The organism is Synechococcus sp. CC9605, from assembly GCF_000012625.1.
Lineage (GTDB): Bacteria > Cyanobacteriota > Cyanobacteriia > PCC-6307 > Cyanobiaceae > Parasynechococcus.
The window spans coordinates 747,779-763,294 of record NC_007516.1 but is presented as its reverse complement, the minus strand read 5'-3'; the positions used below and the strand labels follow the sequence as shown (position 1 = coordinate 763,294).

Sequence of the window (15,516 nt, the reverse complement as noted above, 5' to 3'; positions counted from 1 at the left end):
GTTGCCACAATCCTAAGGAGCTGCACCAGTGGCCATGAGCAATCCCTGGACCCTGCTGCTGCTGGCGATCAGCGCTGAGGTGATCGGCACCTCCTGCCTGCGCTTGTCGGAGGGCATGACCCGACCGCTGCCCACGCTGCTGGTGTTCAGCGCCTACGCCCTTGCAATGGCACTACTCTCCAAAGTGGTGCTGAGCATTCCCCTGGGAATCACCTATGCCCTGTGGAGCGGCATCGGCACTGTGGTGATCGTGCTGGTGGGGCGCATTGCCTATAGCCAGATGCTGCAGCCCGCCCAATTGATCGGAATCGCTTTGATCACAGCCGGCGTTGTCTTGGTGAATCTGGGGGAATGACGCTCAGGCGGTGAGCCCCAGCAAGGCATCGCTGCGTTCCCGCATCCGGTTCAACACCTGCGGATCCTGATGGGGGTCTTCATGGATGCTGGGCAACAGCGCTTGAAGCCGCTGCTGCCAGGCGTCGCTGTCGAGCCGTTGCTTGAAGCAACGCTCCAGCACCTCCAACATGATCGTCACCGCTGTGCTCGCTCCCGGGGAAGCCCCCAGCAGTGCCGCCAGGGAGCCATCACCGGAGGCCACCACCTCGGTTCCCAGCTGCAGCCGTCCGCCCTGCTTGCTGCGTTTGATGATCTGCACCCGCTGGCCCGCCACCGAGAGAGTCCAGTCTTCGGCGCGGGCGGTGGGCATGAATTGCTGAAGCGCCTCATGCCGCTGCGTAGGGCTCTGGCGCAGCTGATTGATCAGGTACTGCACCAGTTCGAAGTTGGTGGCGCCCACCTGCAGCATCGGCAGCAAATTGGTGGCCCGCACAGACGCGGGAAGATCCAAAAGGGAACCCTGCTTGAGGAACTTGCTGCTGAAGCCAGCGAAAGGACCGAACAGCAGCGACCGCTTGCCATCGACCCAGCGGGTGTCGAGGTGGGGCACCGACATCGGTGGAGCTCCCACCGCCGCCTTGCCGTACACCTTGGCCCGCTGACGGTCAGCCAGCTGGGCATCACCGCAGACGAGCCAAAGGCCACTCACCGGGAAGCCAGCGAAATCAGCCGCCTCCGGAATCCCTGAGCGTTGCAGCAGCGGCAGGGCACCACCACCGGCACCCAGAAAAACGAAAGGAGCTCGCACTTCCTTTTTGCCAGAGGGCCCTTTGAGCACCACGCGCCAATCCGCCTCGGTCATATCGCTGTGGCGCAGACGTTTGAGGTCGTGCACCTGGGTGCCGTACTCCACGCTGAGCGCTCCGCTCTGCTGCAACGGCATCAGATAGGCCCGGGTAAGGCTGCCGAAATCCACATCGGTGCCCCGATCAATCCGAGTGGCCGCCACCGGCTGCTTGAGATCGCGGCCCGCCATCACCAGGGGCATCCACTCGGTGAGCTCGCTCTGGTCTTCGCTCCAGCGCATCCGGGCAAAGGCCGGCAGCTCCTTCAGCTGGCTGAAGCGCTGACGCAGAAAGGCAATGTTCTCCGGCGTCCACACGGCGCTGATGTGTGCCGCCTGGTGGAGGAAGCTGCTGGTGTCGAGGTCGCCCCGCTCCTGCAGCGAGCTCCAGAACTCCAAGCTGCGTTCAAACGAAGTATTGATGGCCACCGCTTTGGCCGTCGCAACGGTGCCATCCGCCTGGATCGGGGTGTAGTTCAGCTCGCAGTTGGCGGCATGGCCGGTGCCGGCATTGTTCACCGCTGCGCTGCTCTCCAGAGCAGGCGCTTCAAGGCGCTCCACCAGAAGAATCCGCAGCTGCGTGTCGAGTTCATGCAGCAGCGCCGCCAGGGTGGCGCTCATGATTCCGGCGCCCACCAGCACGGCGTCGAAGCGGGCCTCTGGGTTGAACGAACCGTCGTGCTGCACCGGAGCTGGAGTGTTAACCGCTCTCGTCACCCTATGGGGCCACTCCGTAACCTTGAAGCGTTGATGTCTGGTTCATCCCGATGAGCACTGAAACCATGGCCCTCACGCTTGAGAACGTGGAGAAGGTGCTGGATGAGCTGCGCCCCTTCCTGATGGCCGACGGCGGCAACGTTGAAGTGGTGGAACTGGACGGCCCGATCGTGAAAGTGCGCCTGCAGGGAGCCTGCGGCAGCTGCCCCAGCAGCACGATGACTTTGAAGATGGGCATCGAACGCAAGATGCGCGAGTCGATCCCTGAAGTGAGTGAAGTGGTGCAGGTGCTCTGAAACGCCTCTTCGTCTACGGATCACTCAAAGGCAACGGCAGCGCCCATCACCTGCTGAAGGGCGCCCAACGAGACCGAGATGGCATCGTTGACGGGTTCATCGAGATCCAGCACTGGGGTTACCCGATGCTGCAACGGGGTAATGGGGCCATTGCAGGGGAGGTGTATTTGGTGCCCGAGCCCTGTTGGCCCGCCTTGGATGATTGGGAGGACGTGCCTGAGGTGTATCAACGCAGCAGCGTGACCCTCAGGGATGGCCGCAGCGTTTGGCTCTACGAAGCGGCATAGGAACAACGCCTCCTAGCGTTGGCAAGGAATCAACGCCTGGCTGTGGAGTGAGCCTGCTGCTGCTGCTCTGGCCGTTGGCGCTGATCCAGCGGCCGGAAGCGGAGTCTTCGCTGTGGGCCCGACGCAGCCTGATCCTGTTGATCAGCGCCCTCACCCTTCGTTATCTGCACTGGCGCTGCACCGCCAGCCTCAATCTCAACACCGCTGTTTCCACCAGCCTCAGCGGCCTGTTACTGCTGGCGGAAGGCTGGCTACTGATCACCGGTCTGCTGCCGCTGTGGCTGGCCTGGCACCGCTTCCCGGATCGACGTCGGGACGTCCAAAAACGCCATCGGGACTGGCAGGCCTCGGCGTGGAGGCCCCATGTGGACATCCTCGTACCCACCTACGGCGAGCCGCTGGCGGTGCTGCAACGCTCGCTTCTGGGCTGCACGCAGCAGAGCTATCCCCACACCAGTGTTTTGGTGCTGGATGACTCTGGCCGTGAGGAGGTGAAGCGCCTAGCCAAACAACTGGGCTGTCGCTACTTGCATCGTCCCGAACGCCTGCACGCCAAGGCGGGCAACCTCAACGCCGGGCTGAGCCAATGTCATGGCGAGCTGGTGGCGGTGTTCGATGCGGACTTCATCCCCCAGCAGCGGTTCCTGGAACACAGCATCGGCTTTCTGCTGGACCCCGATGTAGCCATGCTGCAGACGCCGCAGTCGTTCATCAATGCCGATCCGGTGATGCGCAACCTGCGGATGGAGTCGTGGCTGCTGCCGGATGAGGAGAGCTTCTATCGCTGGATCGAACCGGTACGGGACGGCTGGGGCGCCGTGGTCTGTGCCGGCACAGCCTTCGTGGTGCGGCGGCGCGCCCTGGATGGGATCGGTGGCTTCGTCGAGGGTGCCTTGTCGGAGGACTACGTCACCGGCATTGCCCTGCGTGCGCAGGGATGGAAGCTGCTGTACCTCCAGCAGAAGCTCAGTGCTGGGCTGGCCGCCGAGTCCATGGAGGACTTCGTGCAACAGCGGCAACGCTGGGCCAACGGCACCCTCCAAAGTTTGAGACTGCCCCATGGCCCTCTACGGGCGTATGGCCTCAGCCCCGGCCAGAGGCTGGCCTACATGGAGGGCGTCATCCATTGGCTCAACAACCTGCCGAGGTTGGTGCTGATGCTGATGCCGCTGAGCTACGGGCTGCTTGGTGTCGCACCAATCCTTCTGGATCAGCGAGCCATCATTGAATTGATGCTGCCCCTCTGGGGAACGGTGCTGCTCAGCATCGGCTGGCTGAATCGCAACAGCCGCTCTGCCCTGCTGACCGAACTAACCAGCTGGGTGCTCACCGTTCCGCTGGTGGTGAGCCTGATCTGGAATGTCCTCGGTTCCTCCGTTGGATTCCGGGTCACCCCCAAGCATCGCCAGCGATCCCGGGGCGGCTGGTCATGGTTTCTAGCGCTTCCCCTGATCGTGCTTAGCCTGTTCAACCTGGCGAATCTGCTGGGGCTCGTGCAGCAGCTGATGCTCGCAGGCTGGGACAGAGTCGGGCCGCTTCAGCTGGGGCTGGTCTGGGCTGGGTTAAATCTGCTGGGAACCCTCATCGCTCTTCGCGCCTGCTGGAATCCTCCGCAGAGCGATCCCTCCCCCTGGCTCAGCCTTGATCACGCCGCCGAGCTGATTGATTCCGGGGGCCATTGCCATCCCTGTCGGATCACCGCCATCAGTGAAAGCGGTGTGGAGCTGGCCTTCTCCACAAAGGTTCTGCCCCTGATGCACAGCAGCCAGCTGCAGTGGACGGCCGCCATCCCGCCTCTACCGGTTGTGATGCTGCAGATCCAAGGGCGGCAGGCAGCCTTGAGCTGGGGCAACCTCAGCCAACAACAACAACACAGCCTGATCCGCTGGTTGTTCTGCAGTGATGGGATATGGCCAGACCGGCGCCCCAGACGGGAAGTGTTGGGACTGCTGATGCTGCTGAAACGGTTGCTCTTCGGCGGCCCAACTCCCCAAGTTTTCCACCGTTCTCTTGTGCCACGTCTTCCCTGAATTCAGAACAGCACCTCCGGCCACCGCTCAGGGACAACGTTGCAAATCAAAGTCGCAGGCATAGACCGCAGGTTTTTGCCAACTCAATGGAATCTCCAGCAGATCCCTTGTACCGGTGATGCCCTGCATCACAAAAAGCAGCGCCGCCAGCACCGAGGCTGTGACGTGCAACCGGCGCAGGCGTAGGTCACGCAGGATCTCAGGCCGGGCCGCCAAAGCAAACAGCATCAAACCGGTGACCGCGACACCGGCCCAGTAATGGGACTGCCAGAACAAAGGCGATAGGGGATCATCCGATAGACGCCACACCTCCGGCTGCGCTCCGAGCGTGAGCACGCCAATCCAGGTGATCAAGCTGAAGCTGAGGCGCAGGGCAGCAGCCTTGCTTCGCAAGAGAGCGACCAGGCTCGCCCCCGTACCCAGCAGCACGATGCTCAGCTGGATGGCACGACCAACGCCACCGGAGAAATCAGCTGGTGGTGCCTTGGTGGCGATGGCCACGGTCAAGGCGATCAGCACCAAAAGCACCACACCCGCCGCGAGCCAACGGCCCAGATCACTGTGATCGCGGCCCACCATCGGTGGATGCTTCACCTGGGCGACACGCCTCTGACGGGTCTGCCAGGCAAGACGCACCACCATCCCGATGAGGGGATAAATCAGCACAACCGCAAGGGCGGGATGAAGAATCCAGAGCCAATCAGTGATGGTCACAGGCCCGTGTCCATGCCCTTAGGAGCTCAAGCATGGCCAGCAGAGTGAATCCCACACCAGGAAGGCCGGCAAATTTAATTAATCCAGAAAATTTAAATCAACAAAGCGAAATTTTTCGCACTGCTTATTTACAGAAAATAAAAAAATCATGCCTTAGACCAAAGGAACGCCTAGCGAGCTGTGTCCATGCAGGCCGCACCCAAGCCGATCAACGAAGCAGCCAGGCTGAGGTCCCTCAGTGAATACCGGATTCTGGGAACAAAGCCTGAGAAAGCCTTTGACAACATCACCCGGATGGCGTCAGAGATCTGCCAATCTCCGATTGCGCTGATCTCTTTGGTGGACGAGAAGCGTCAGTGGTTCAAATCGAAGGTGGGCCTTGAGGCCAGCGAAACCGACCGGGATATCTCCTTCTGTGCCCATACGATCCTCGATTCCAAACCTCTTGTGGTGGAGGACGCACTGTTTCACGAGAAATTCCGCGACAACCCCCTTGTTCAGGAAGAACCCCACATCCGGCTCTATGCAGGCTTCCCCCTCAAAACCGACATCAACCACCGCATTGGAACGCTTTGCGTGATTGATCGGATTCCCAAATCGCTCACCAATTCGCAATACAAGGTGATGGAAGGCCTGGCGGAACAGGCCACCACCCTGTTGGAACTCAGACGCCGATCCCTAGCCCTCATGGATGAGTTCTGCCAGATGCATCATGCTCAGGGCTTAATCACCACCTGCAGCTACTGCAAGTCGATCCGCGACAGCGAAGGCTTCTGGCAACCGATCGAACGATTCCTAATGCAGCACAGCACGCTGAATTTCAGCCATGGCATCTGTCCCGAATGCATGAACGAGCACTTCCCCGACGTGCAAAACAGTCGAGCGGAGTCGTTGAACGATCAAAGTTGAATTCAATGACGCTGATCGATTGACATCAGCAACACCATGAACACTTGACACGGCCAGAAAATAAAGGAAGTTCCAGCAATGCGTCATGCGAATCGCAGATTTTCTGTATCGCAAGCTCGGGCTCAATATCTTCATAGCCGCGCCACACCTAAGAACACAAGCGCCTGAGGTTCCAACCACCACCAAGGTTGAACCGGAAGCTTTGGTGCCGCCAACCCCACTCCACACGTCACCATCCGATGTGATTCACATCGGCCCCAGGGGTGGTCGCTACAAAGTTGATAGCAAAGGTCGCAGGATCTACCTCAAGGCCAGCTGAAACATCCAGGCCCAAAGATGCAATTCAAACTGAGTTGAAATACTGATCGATTGGGTTTTGTATCCAACACAACCACCATTGGTTCAGCCTGCGCGACAAGGTTGATTTAGGTCGGGAAATTGAAGTGAACGCTGGTCCTGCTTGCCCCATCCGGTTTGGAACCCTGAACAACCAAAAAGAATCACTCGCCGATCAATGCCTGACGGCGGCGGAGATCGAATGGCGCCGGTGGTCGGGATGGCAGATGGAACGAACAGCGGAAAAACAGTTCAGAAAAAAATGGGCCTGAATCGTTTGACCAAATACTGAAGACTCTGAAGAGCGACAAAGCCACTGCCAACGTGGTGGGACCCACTCTTCGGCTCAGGCCACTGCCGTGACCATGCGCGACCTCTGCCCTGCCCTGCAGAACAAGACGTATTTCAACTACGGCGGCCAAGGGCCACTGCCCAGTTCATCCCTCGAAGCGATCACCGCGAGCTGGTCGCGCATCCAGGAGTTGGGGCCCTTCACGGCAGAGGTGTGGCCCTTCATCGGCACTGAGGTGAACAGCACCCGCCGCCTTCTGGCTCAGTGCTGCGGCGTTCCGCCCCATCGGCTTGCCCTCACCGAAAACGTCACCAGCGGCTGTGTGCTGCCGCTATGGGGACTGCCCTTTGCGGAAGGAGATCGGCTGCTGATCGGCGACTGCGAGCATCCCGGAGTGGTGAGTGCCTGCGTTGAACTGGCCCGGCGCCAGAACCTCGCCATCGACGTGCTGCTGGTGAAGCATCTGCGGGGTGATCAGGCCCACTGCGATGCCGCCGTGCTCGAGGCGATTCATCAGACCATCACCCCCCGCACCCGTCTGGTGGTGCTGAGCCATCTGCTCTGGAACACAGGGCAGGTGATGCCCATTGCCGCCGTCGCCGATCAGCTCAACCAACACCCCCAACAGCCCTTCCTGCTGGTGGATGCAGCCCAAAGCTTCGGACAGATCCCCGTCGGCGAAGCCGCTGCAGCAGCGGACATCTACGCCTTCACCGGGCACAAGTGGGCCTGCGGGCCCGAAGGTCTGGGGGGCGTGGCGCTGTCTGAACGGGTGCTGGAAGAGGCCGCGCCGACCGTGATCGGCTGGCGCAGCCTGCGTGATGAAAGCAAGGCCGATCTCAACAGCAGTGACCTGTTTCACCACGACAGCCGCCGCTTTGAAGTGGCCACCAGCTGCGTGCCCTTGATGGCGGGCCTGCGCAGCTCACTGCAACTGCTGGACCAAACGGGATCAGCCCAACAACGCTGGGAGCGCATCCGAACGCTGAGTGGCATGCTCTGGCAGGCGCTCCAAGGACTGGAGCGCGTCACACCCCTGCTGGAGCTGCCGCCCGCCAGCGGACTGGTGAGCTTTCAGATCACGGGCGATTTGCCCCCTGTAGAGCATGTGAAGCAGTTGGGTGCCCAAGGGCTGTGGATTCGCGATCTGGCGGACCCCAGTTGCTTGAGGGCCTGCACCCACATCACCACCACAGAAGACGACATCAACGCCCTGGTGGCCGCGATCAGCGCGCTTTGATCGGCTGAGATCAATCGCGATAGAGCACTTGCTTCAAGACAACCTCAAGCGCAAAGCGCGTTCCGCTTCCTCGCGATCGTCGAAGTGCACTTTTTCGGTGCCGAGAATCTGGTAATCCTCGTGCCCCTTGCCGGCCACCAGCACCAGATCGTTCGGCTCAGCTTCGGCAATGGCTGAAGCAATCGCCTGGGCTCGATCACCCTCCACCAGCAGATCGCTACCGGGCGGAATCCCGGCAACAACGTCATCCAGGATCTGCCGAGGATCCTCGGTGCGGGGGTTGTCGGAGGTGACCACCACACGGTCAGCCAGGCGTGCCGCAATTTCCGCCATCTGCGGACGCTTGCCCCGGTCCCGATCACCACCGCAACCGAACACACAGATCAGCCGGCCCGCGCAGAACGGACGCGCTGCAGAAAGAGCATTGTCCAGACCATCGGGAGTGTGGGCGTAATCCACCAGCACCGGGGGCAAATTCGCTGCATCCACCCCGTTCAAAATCACCCGCTCCATCCGTCCGGGCACGCCACCGAAACGGCCGATGGCCTCCAGCAGCACCGGCAAGGGCAACTGCTGCTGAAGCAGCACCCCTATCGCCTGCAACAGGTTCATCAGGTTGAAGCGCCCCAGCAAGGGCGAACGGAAACGGCCCTCACCCACAGGACTGATCAAGCGGCCCTCCACCCCAGCAGCCGTCATCTGCAGGTCGCTCATGTGCAACTCAGCCGATGGATCCTCCAGCGAGCTGCGCCAACAGGCGGCACCGAGCCGTTCGGCCAGGCGTTCCCCCCAGGGGTCATCGCTGTTGACCACCGATCGCGCGCCATCGGCAAGCAGCAGAGGATCCGCAAACAGCGACGCCTTGGCCTCGAAGTAGTCCTCCATGGAGGCGTGGTAATCGAGGTGGTCCTGGGTGAGGTTGGTGAACACGGCTCCTGCGAAGCGGCAGCCCGCCACGCGCTGCTGCGCCAGGGCGTGGGAACTCACCTCCATGGCCGCCAGGCCGCAACCGGCGGAGGCAGCCTCGGCGAGTTGCCCCTGCAGGAGGTCGGCAAAGGCCGTGGTGTGGGTAGCCGTGATGCTTTGGCCGGGCCAGCGGTTCACCAACGTGCCGAAAAGGCCCACGGATTGGCCGGCCGAAGCGGCCAGATGCTCGATCAAATGGGTGGTGGTGGTTTTGCCATTGGTGCCGGTCACACCAATCAGGGCCATGCACCTGCAGGGGTGATCCCAAAACGCCGCGGCAATCTCACCGATTCGACGCGCCACCGGCTCCTGGATCACCACCACAGGGGCATCCGCGCCAGGCGGTTGTGCTGCAGCAGCTTCAGCTCCAATCACAGCAGCGGCAGCACCGGCCTCAAGGGCTTGGGCCCAGAAGGTGCCTCCATCCACCCGTTCGCCGGGGAGACCGAGAAACAGAGTTCCAGGGCCGACGCGGCGGGAATCGGTGGTGATCGCCCCCAACCCAGGGTTCACCAGCCCCGGCGGCACTGCGATGCCTGCATCACTCAACAGGGCATGCAACGCCTGCGTCATCCCATCTCCCCTGGCTTGGGGGAGTTTTAAGCCGTTCAGAGCGCCGTGGACAGACAGCGTTGCAACCAATTCAACAGTCCCTCACCCGTTAGACGCGGGGAGACCCGGGGAAGCTCAGATCCATCGAGCGCGAGCACAGGAACCTCGAGGTCGTAGCGCGCCTTCAGCTCCTGGGGGGTGCCAGGCGCATCGATATCAATCACCTTCAGCTCGATCGAGAGCCCCAAAACATCGAGGGCGCGCAAGCGGGATTCCAAGCCTTCACACAGGCAGCAACCAGCGCGGCTGTACAGGATGAGCTGCCTCATCAATCGGGCACCGGGTCACAGCCACAGGGGGTGAAGGGATGGCAGCGCAGCAGCCGTTTCACGGTAAGCCAGCCCCCCTTCCAGGGTCCATGCTTCTGGATGGCCTCTAGCCCATAGGCACTGCAGGTGGGCGTGAAACGACAGCGGGGCCCAATCATAGGGGAGATGAAGCGCCGGTAAAAACCAATGCCTGCCAGGAGAACAGCCGCCAGAACCTGATTGATTGCCTGTCGCAGCTTGGTCATCGGGCCGCCATATAAAGTGTTTGATTCGTGCATCGCGGCAAATGCCTGGGGCTTTTTCGGTTCCAGCATGCCCAACAACCGCACGAACTCAACACACACCTACCCACCTATGTCTCGTTACCGCGGCCCTCGCCTGAGGATCACGCGGCGCTTGGGAGACCTCCCCGGTCTCACCCGGAAGGCCGCCAAACGGTCCTATCCCCCCGGTCAGCACGGCCAAGCCCGTCGCAAGCGCTCTGAATACGCGATCCGTCTCGAAGAGAAGCAGAAGCTTCGCTTCAACTACGGCGTCTCCGAGCGTCAGCTCGTGCGCTACGTGAAGAAAGCGCGCGCCCAGGAAGGTTCCACCGGAACCAACCTGCTCAAGCTGCTCGAGAACCGTCTGGACAATGTTTGTTTCCGCCTCGGCTTCGGTCCAACCGTGCCCGGCGCCCGTCAGCTGGTGAACCATGGTCACGTCACCGTGAACGGTCGTGTTACCGACATCGCCAGCTACCAGTGCAAGCCCGGCGATGTGATCGCCATCCGCGAGCGCAAGTGCAGCAAGAAGCTGGCTGAAGCCAACCTCGAGTTCCCTGGTCTGGCCAACGTACCCAGCCACCTCGAACTGGACAAGTCCAAGCTGAGCGCCAAGGTCACCGCCCGCTGCGAACGCGAGTGGGTTGCCCTGGAAATCAACGAATTGCTGGTGGTGGAGTACTACTCCCGCAAAGTTTAAGTTTGGCTTACTGCAAGGGTTTCGAGGATATCTCAAGCCCTTGCTCAAACTCTACTCAAACTCTTGCTACCGTTTTCGCAACTATCAGCAGGAGTTTTTTTCATGCCTGCCATTGCTCAAAAGGCAAAGGCACTGGGAGTCAAAGGCGTTGTCTTGTCGTACGTGGACAAGCCGGAGAACTTCTATTGGCGTGAACAGGTCCCTGGCACAAAGCGGTATCTCCACTGACTGCTGCCCAACTCTTCAACTCTTGAGGAAGCAGTCGAGGAATGCATTGAGGCTTATACGGCTCTGAGACAGGAGCAAGCCGTTCCTCATGGAACTGACGGAACCAGTCAGCAACGAGCCTCAGAGAGTCAAGGGAGAGCCACTAGGAACTCGAATACCGGCAGGTTCAAGAACAGGCCAGTAGAGGCTTGTGTAGCCGAATTTCTTGAGGCCGAGCAGCGAAAGGTTGAAGCGGAGCTGCTCAAACCACGAAGCCTGTTGAACAAACGCCACGCACTGCTCAAACAGATGCTCCCGTACCTAGCCGAGAAGGAAGTTACGCACACGCGCCAGATCGACCTCAACACCTTCGAGGACTACCCGACATGGAGGAAGGCAGCCAAATCCACACGGAAGCTTGAGCTGACCTACATCGGGAACTTCCTCAACGAGTTCTGCAAACGACGGGGACTACTGGACATAGAGGTCTCACCCCGCGAAGCCCTTCCAAGCATTGCGATCAAAGAATCCGAGGTCGATGCCAACCCGCCTTTGATCGAACAAGGCAACTGGCAGAAGGTGGTCGTTGCGTTGAGCCGCAACCGCGACCGTGCCGCGCAGCTTCGCAACCACCGTGGCTCGCACTTTGCGCAGCTGTTTTATCGGTGGTGCGTCATCGGCAGAAACTCTGGGCTTCGACCGGACATCGAGCTGAACAAGCTTCGGTGGTGTGATGTGCGAAGAGAGAACGTCGGCAGATGGTCCAAGTCTGAGGGAAAGAAGAAGGACAAGTGGATTGCAGTACTACACGTTCGCGACTCAAAGGTAGGAAAACAGCGCATCATCCCAACCAATGGCGTGGACAATCAGCTCACGCAACGGAAGGAGGAGCAACAGCAATACATCCAAAAATATTGCCCTGGAATCGAGGTCACCGACGAAACACTGATCTTTGGAAACCCACAAAACGAGATGAAGCAGTACGCCTACAACAACGTCAACAGGACATGGAGGAAAGTCATTGATGAGATCAACCCAGCCCTAAAACCATACGTATTTAGCGAAAAGAAATACACGCCCTACAGCCTCTGCAGCACTTACATCTGCAACTTAATTCTGGACAACAAGGACATCTACACGGTAGCGAAGCTCGCTGGACACACCATTGCAGTTTGCGAGAAGTATTACGCCAGAATTGATATGGGCCAAAAGGCGAAAGAGATTACAGACTTTGACTATGGGTCCACACGCTCAAGAAACATCAAAACAGAAAGCTATTGATTCAGTAAGTTATGACATCTAAACAAGAACAGCATGAAATAGAAACGACCGTCGAGGCACTAAGGAAGAGACAGCAGCAGGCTAGGAAAGCGATCGAACGTGGGTACTTCTCAAGCACTCCTGAAGGCCAACAACTAACTCGTGACGTCTTCCTGGGTTACAGCAAAGCAATCGAAGACCACATCACTCGGCTGGTGGGACGAAGCGGCAGGTTTGCTTCCGCAGCCGCACCTGTTCTTCCAGCTCAAAGATTTGGAGGTGTCGTACGACCACGTGTCGTTTGTCGCACTGCGGAAGCTGATCGACTGCATCCATACCAAGCAAAACCAACGCACCCACGTCTGCACTGCCATTGGCAAAGCAATCCAAGAGGAGCTGAGAAACCAGTTCTTCACCCTGAACTTGGACGAGGACGGCAAAAAGATCCGAGACAAGCGGCTCAAGAAGCCGCGTTCGACGCCCAAGTACCGAAACCTTGGTGTGAAGCTGTCGATGGAGCGCCGACTGCTGGAAAAGGGGTGGGCTAAGGACGACCTTTACCAGGACTGGCCTTCGCTGCTTTGTACCCAGTTCGGGTCATTACTGCTGGATGCAGCAGTCAAGGAGAGGTATTTCGAGGTGCCGACGAAATGGGTCGCCAAGAACCGATCAGAAAAGTTCGTCGTTCCATCACCTGCCTTGGAAGAACACCTGACCAAACGCACGGAACAGATCGACGAGCTGGTGACGACGCAAGAAGTGCTGATCGAACCACCATTGGATTGGCAGCTACAAGATGGCGAAGCGCGGTTCAACTTCAGCGGCGGTTATCACCTGCCAACCACACGCAAACCGAACAACCCGCTGTGCAGAGGCCGGCACTACTCAACCCGATTCGGATCTGATGCGATCAACCTGTTGAACACCCTTGGGAGGACTGCCTTCCAAGTGGATCCGCAGGTCTTCGAGGTGATCGATGACTGCTGGGATAAGCAGCACAGCATCGCTGGCTTCAACAGTCCATTCGAGAACCCACAGCTCAATCAAGAGATGCCAGAGCATTTGAAGGCTCTGGAGAACAAGCACCCAGATCGAGTGGCCTGGAGGAAGCGGCAGGCGTATCTGCACGAGCTTGAACAGAAGCACATAGAAAAGACACTCAGTGTTCAAGCAGTCCTTTTTTCCGCGCGGAAAAACCTGACTCGTCCGCGCTTCTGGCTGTCGTGGAGCTGTGATTTCCGTGGTCGGATTTACTCGCAGCAATCGTGGCTCGATCCACAATCACGGGACTTCGAGCGTTCAGTTCTGAGATTTGCCGATGGCTGTCGGCTAGACGAACAAGGAAAGGAGTGGGCTGCACGTGCTGTCGGTGCAGCATTCGGCGGAACAAAGCAGAGCTTCGCCAGTAGAAGCCAGTGGACTTACGACAACGCTGAATTGATTGCTGCCATTGCATCTGATCCCATCCGTCACAGCAGCCAATGGGAAAACGCCGAAGAACCCTGGCAGTTCCTGCAACTGGCAATGGATTGGAACGCCGTTGTCCTTCAACAGACCAAGCCGCTTTGGCAGGTGCCAGTGAGTGTGGACAGCACCGCATCGGGATTGCAGTTGCTAAGCGCGATGCGTCGTGACCCAGTCGGCATGAAGTGGACGAACCTCATCCCTTCAGAAGACCCAGATTAACCACCTCGTGACGCCTACCTGGAGGTACTCCGTGTGGCACGGGAAATAGCTGAAGCAGATCCAGAAACTGCATGGCTTGCAGAGCATCTGAAGGATCGAAGCCTGGGTAAACCCGTACTGATGATTGCCATCTACGGAGGGTCGTACCGGACGAACAGAGGCGACATCGTCGAAGCGCTGAGGAAGTTGGGCTCATACCCAGACACGGTCAGCTGGGAGGACACCAAGGTGATGACCGACATCCTGCAGAAAGCCAGCAAGCAGGTGTTCCAAGCTGCCTTCGAGACCTTGGATTGGCTCAAGAAGCTGTGCATACTTGCGATCGAGAACGGCGCGACCTCCCTTAGTTGGCAAACACCGTGTGGTGATCTGATCCATCAAGCCGAATACGAGGTCGACTCAATTGAGGTGGACACCTACGGCCATGGACGGATTCGGATTGCGGTGGGATCGGTCAACAAGCCCAATGAAAAGCGGCTGAAAAGTGGATTGGCACCCAACTTCGTGCACAGTTTGGATGCTTGTCTGCTGAAGACAGCCTTTCAGCAATGGGACAAGCCGCTAGTCACAATCCACGACTGCATCGCAGTATTGCCAAACGATATGGATAACGCGCAGGAGAGGATCCGTAGGGCAATGATTCATGTTTGCCAGGGTGATCCGTTGGCAAAGCTGGCAGATAAATTGAAAGTGACTCCAAACGACTTTCCACGACTGGAGCTAGGCGAAGGCGAACTACATCGAATCCAATCATCAGACAAGATGTTCAACTAAAAATCAGCAAAATAAGGATGTTACATAGCAAAGCTGAAAAGTCATTAATTATGAAAAACGCCTTACAAAAAACATTAAGTGTTAAAGCCTTATCCGTCTATCAGAGAATCTTCCATAAAAAGTAAAAGTCATTCAATTGCTTGATCCTTTCGGGCGATAGATGTCCTTGATTTTTCTTCGCGTATTCCCTCCTCTGAGTGTTTACCCAGTTTCCAAGAGGAAACCTTGTAACTGCTGCTGCTGGTGTCGCTGGACAAATGCTTGTTGAACCGTTGTCTGAAGCCATCAGCGACAACATCATCTTTCCGTTGATGGAGAAGGCATTGGGTAGGGATATCCCAACTAGTGCTGAGATCCGTCAGAGGCAGGAACTAGAACGACAAAATCAATAGCAAGTCCGCAGTCGCAAGGATGCAGTAGTTGATGCATTGCCTGAGGCATTGCCAGAAGCGTCTGTAACGCCTTTGAATCCTATTGATGATGACGATTACCAATCGAGGATTCAACGCCGTCAGAAGCGATTGTGGAGGAAGTGAAGAAATCACATACATCATCTCCCGCAGACGATGAACGCAACTGTGAATATTTAATCCGTTTCGCAGCACTTGGCGACAATCCCACTCAAGAAGAAATGAATGCCGGCGTTGCATATAGTTTAGCGCAACACAAAATTAATTTTCCTCGCCTTTATCAATGACTAAAGTAGGTATTAATGACTTATTTGTTAATCAAATTGAAGCAAGGGAGACAGAAAGGTGACAACCCCCTTCTATTCGCT

General features: G+C 58.3%; 15 protein-coding genes and 1 pseudogene. 10 read left to right on the top strand and 6 right to left on the bottom strand.

The genetic code is table 11. From position 1 onward, the window contains the following. The first annotated feature begins 34 nt into the window (after positions 1–34). Positions 35–355, top strand: a complete 321-nt coding sequence (locus tag SYNCC9605_RS04045) for a DMT family transporter (RefSeq protein WP_041434466.1) — start codon at positions 35–37, stop codon at positions 353–355. A gap of 3 nt (positions 356–358) precedes the next feature. On the opposite strand, the gene SYNCC9605_RS04040 is transcribed toward SYNCC9605_RS04045, so the two are convergent. After that, the gene (locus SYNCC9605_RS04040; protein WP_041434464.1) at positions 359–1,867 is read right to left on the bottom strand and encodes a malate:quinone oxidoreductase; all 1,509 of its coding nucleotides are present in this window, start codon (positions 1,865–1,867) and stop codon (positions 359–361) included. Positions 1,868–1,947: 80 nt separating this feature from the next. Here SYNCC9605_RS04040 and SYNCC9605_RS04035 point away from each other — a divergent pair, with 80 nt between their 5' ends. The 3 genes from SYNCC9605_RS04035 to SYNCC9605_RS04030 are packed head-to-tail and all read left to right on the top strand — an operon-like array spanning position 1,948 to position 4,510. Beyond that, a complete protein-coding gene (locus SYNCC9605_RS04035) occupies positions 1,948–2,193 on the top strand; it encodes a NifU family protein (RefSeq protein WP_011128549.1) in 246 nt (81 codons plus the stop codon). Next, positions 2,190–2,480, top strand: coding sequence for a gamma-glutamylcyclotransferase family protein (locus SYNCC9605_RS13685; RefSeq protein WP_071813002.1), 291 nt, complete (start codon positions 2,190–2,192; stop codon positions 2,478–2,480). The genes SYNCC9605_RS04035 and SYNCC9605_RS13685 overlap by 4 nt, the downstream gene beginning before the upstream one ends. Before the next feature lie 47 nt (positions 2,481–2,527). Next, a complete protein-coding gene (locus SYNCC9605_RS04030; protein WP_041434461.1) occupies positions 2,528–4,510 on the top strand; it encodes a glycosyltransferase in 1,983 nt (660 codons plus the stop codon). A 27-nt stretch (positions 4,511–4,537) separates the two neighbouring features. Here SYNCC9605_RS04030 and SYNCC9605_RS04025 read toward each other — a convergent pair whose 3' ends face one another. Next, positions 4,538–5,224: a DUF4079 domain-containing protein gene (locus SYNCC9605_RS04025; protein WP_011363787.1), complete on the bottom strand. Its 687-nt coding sequence runs from the start codon at positions 5,222–5,224 to the stop codon at positions 4,538–4,540. Between the two features lie 186 nt (positions 5,225–5,410). On the opposite strand from SYNCC9605_RS04025, the gene SYNCC9605_RS04020 reads away from it, so the two are divergent. Both SYNCC9605_RS04020 and SYNCC9605_RS04015 read left to right on the top strand, forming a co-directional pair. Next, positions 5,411–6,133: a GAF domain-containing protein gene (locus tag SYNCC9605_RS04020; RefSeq protein WP_011363786.1), complete on the top strand. Its 723-nt coding sequence runs from the start codon at positions 5,411–5,413 to the stop codon at positions 6,131–6,133. Positions 6,134–6,834: 701 nt separating this feature from the next. Further along, on the top strand, positions 6,835–8,001 hold the full coding sequence (locus tag SYNCC9605_RS04015; protein WP_011363785.1) for an aminotransferase class V-fold PLP-dependent enzyme: 1,167 nt from the start codon (positions 6,835–6,837) through the stop codon (positions 7,999–8,001). 33 nt (positions 8,002–8,034) lie between these two features. On the opposite strand, the gene SYNCC9605_RS04010 is transcribed toward SYNCC9605_RS04015, so the two are convergent. Genes SYNCC9605_RS04010 through yidD form a run of 3 tightly spaced genes read right to left on the bottom strand, consistent with a single transcriptional unit; the run spans position 8,035 to position 10,126 of the window. After that, positions 8,035–9,540, bottom strand: coding sequence for a UDP-N-acetylmuramoyl-L-alanyl-D-glutamate--2,6-diaminopimelate ligase (locus tag SYNCC9605_RS04010; RefSeq protein WP_011363784.1), 1,506 nt, complete (start codon positions 9,538–9,540; stop codon positions 8,035–8,037). A 35-nt stretch (positions 9,541–9,575) separates the two neighbouring features. Continuing rightward, positions 9,576–9,848 carry a glutaredoxin family protein gene (locus SYNCC9605_RS04005; protein WP_011363783.1) on the bottom strand — a complete coding sequence of 91 codons (273 nt, stop codon included), beginning with the start codon at positions 9,846–9,848 and terminating at the stop codon, positions 9,576–9,578. Further along, complete coding sequence (gene yidD / locus SYNCC9605_RS04000; protein WP_011363782.1) at positions 9,848–10,126, bottom strand: membrane protein insertion efficiency factor YidD; 279 nt, start codon at positions 10,124–10,126, stop codon at positions 9,848–9,850. The genes SYNCC9605_RS04005 and yidD overlap by 1 nt, the downstream gene beginning before the upstream one ends. Positions 10,127–10,202: 76 nt before the next feature. Here yidD and rpsD point away from each other — a divergent pair, with 76 nt between their 5' ends. From rpsD to SYNCC9605_RS15775, 3 genes and pseudogenes are all read left to right on the top strand, one after another. After that, on the top strand, positions 10,203–10,811 hold the full coding sequence (gene rpsD, locus SYNCC9605_RS03995; RefSeq protein WP_011363781.1) for a 30S ribosomal protein S4: 609 nt from the start codon (positions 10,203–10,205) through the stop codon (positions 10,809–10,811). Between the two features lie 486 nt (positions 10,812–11,297). After that, entirely contained in the window at positions 11,298–12,299 is a 1,002-nt protein-coding gene (locus SYNCC9605_RS03990; RefSeq protein WP_156782978.1) for a site-specific integrase, read from the top strand. A 492-nt stretch (positions 12,300–12,791) separates the two neighbouring features. Further along, a pseudogene (locus SYNCC9605_RS15775) lies at positions 12,792–14,738 on the top strand (DNA-directed RNA polymerase). Between the two features lie 100 nt (positions 14,739–14,838). Here SYNCC9605_RS15775 and SYNCC9605_RS15770 read toward each other — a convergent pair. Beyond that, positions 14,839–15,024, bottom strand: coding sequence for a helicase associated domain-containing protein (locus tag SYNCC9605_RS15770; protein ID WP_198002474.1), 186 nt, complete (start codon positions 15,022–15,024; stop codon positions 14,839–14,841). Positions 15,025–15,261: 237 nt separating this feature from the next. On the opposite strand from SYNCC9605_RS15770, the gene SYNCC9605_RS14480 reads away from it, so the two are divergent. Continuing rightward, positions 15,262–15,435 carry a hypothetical protein gene (locus SYNCC9605_RS14480; protein ID WP_156782977.1) on the top strand — a complete coding sequence of 58 codons (174 nt, stop codon included), beginning with the start codon at positions 15,262–15,264 and terminating at the stop codon, positions 15,433–15,435. The last annotated feature ends 81 nt before the right edge of the window (positions 15,436–15,516 follow it).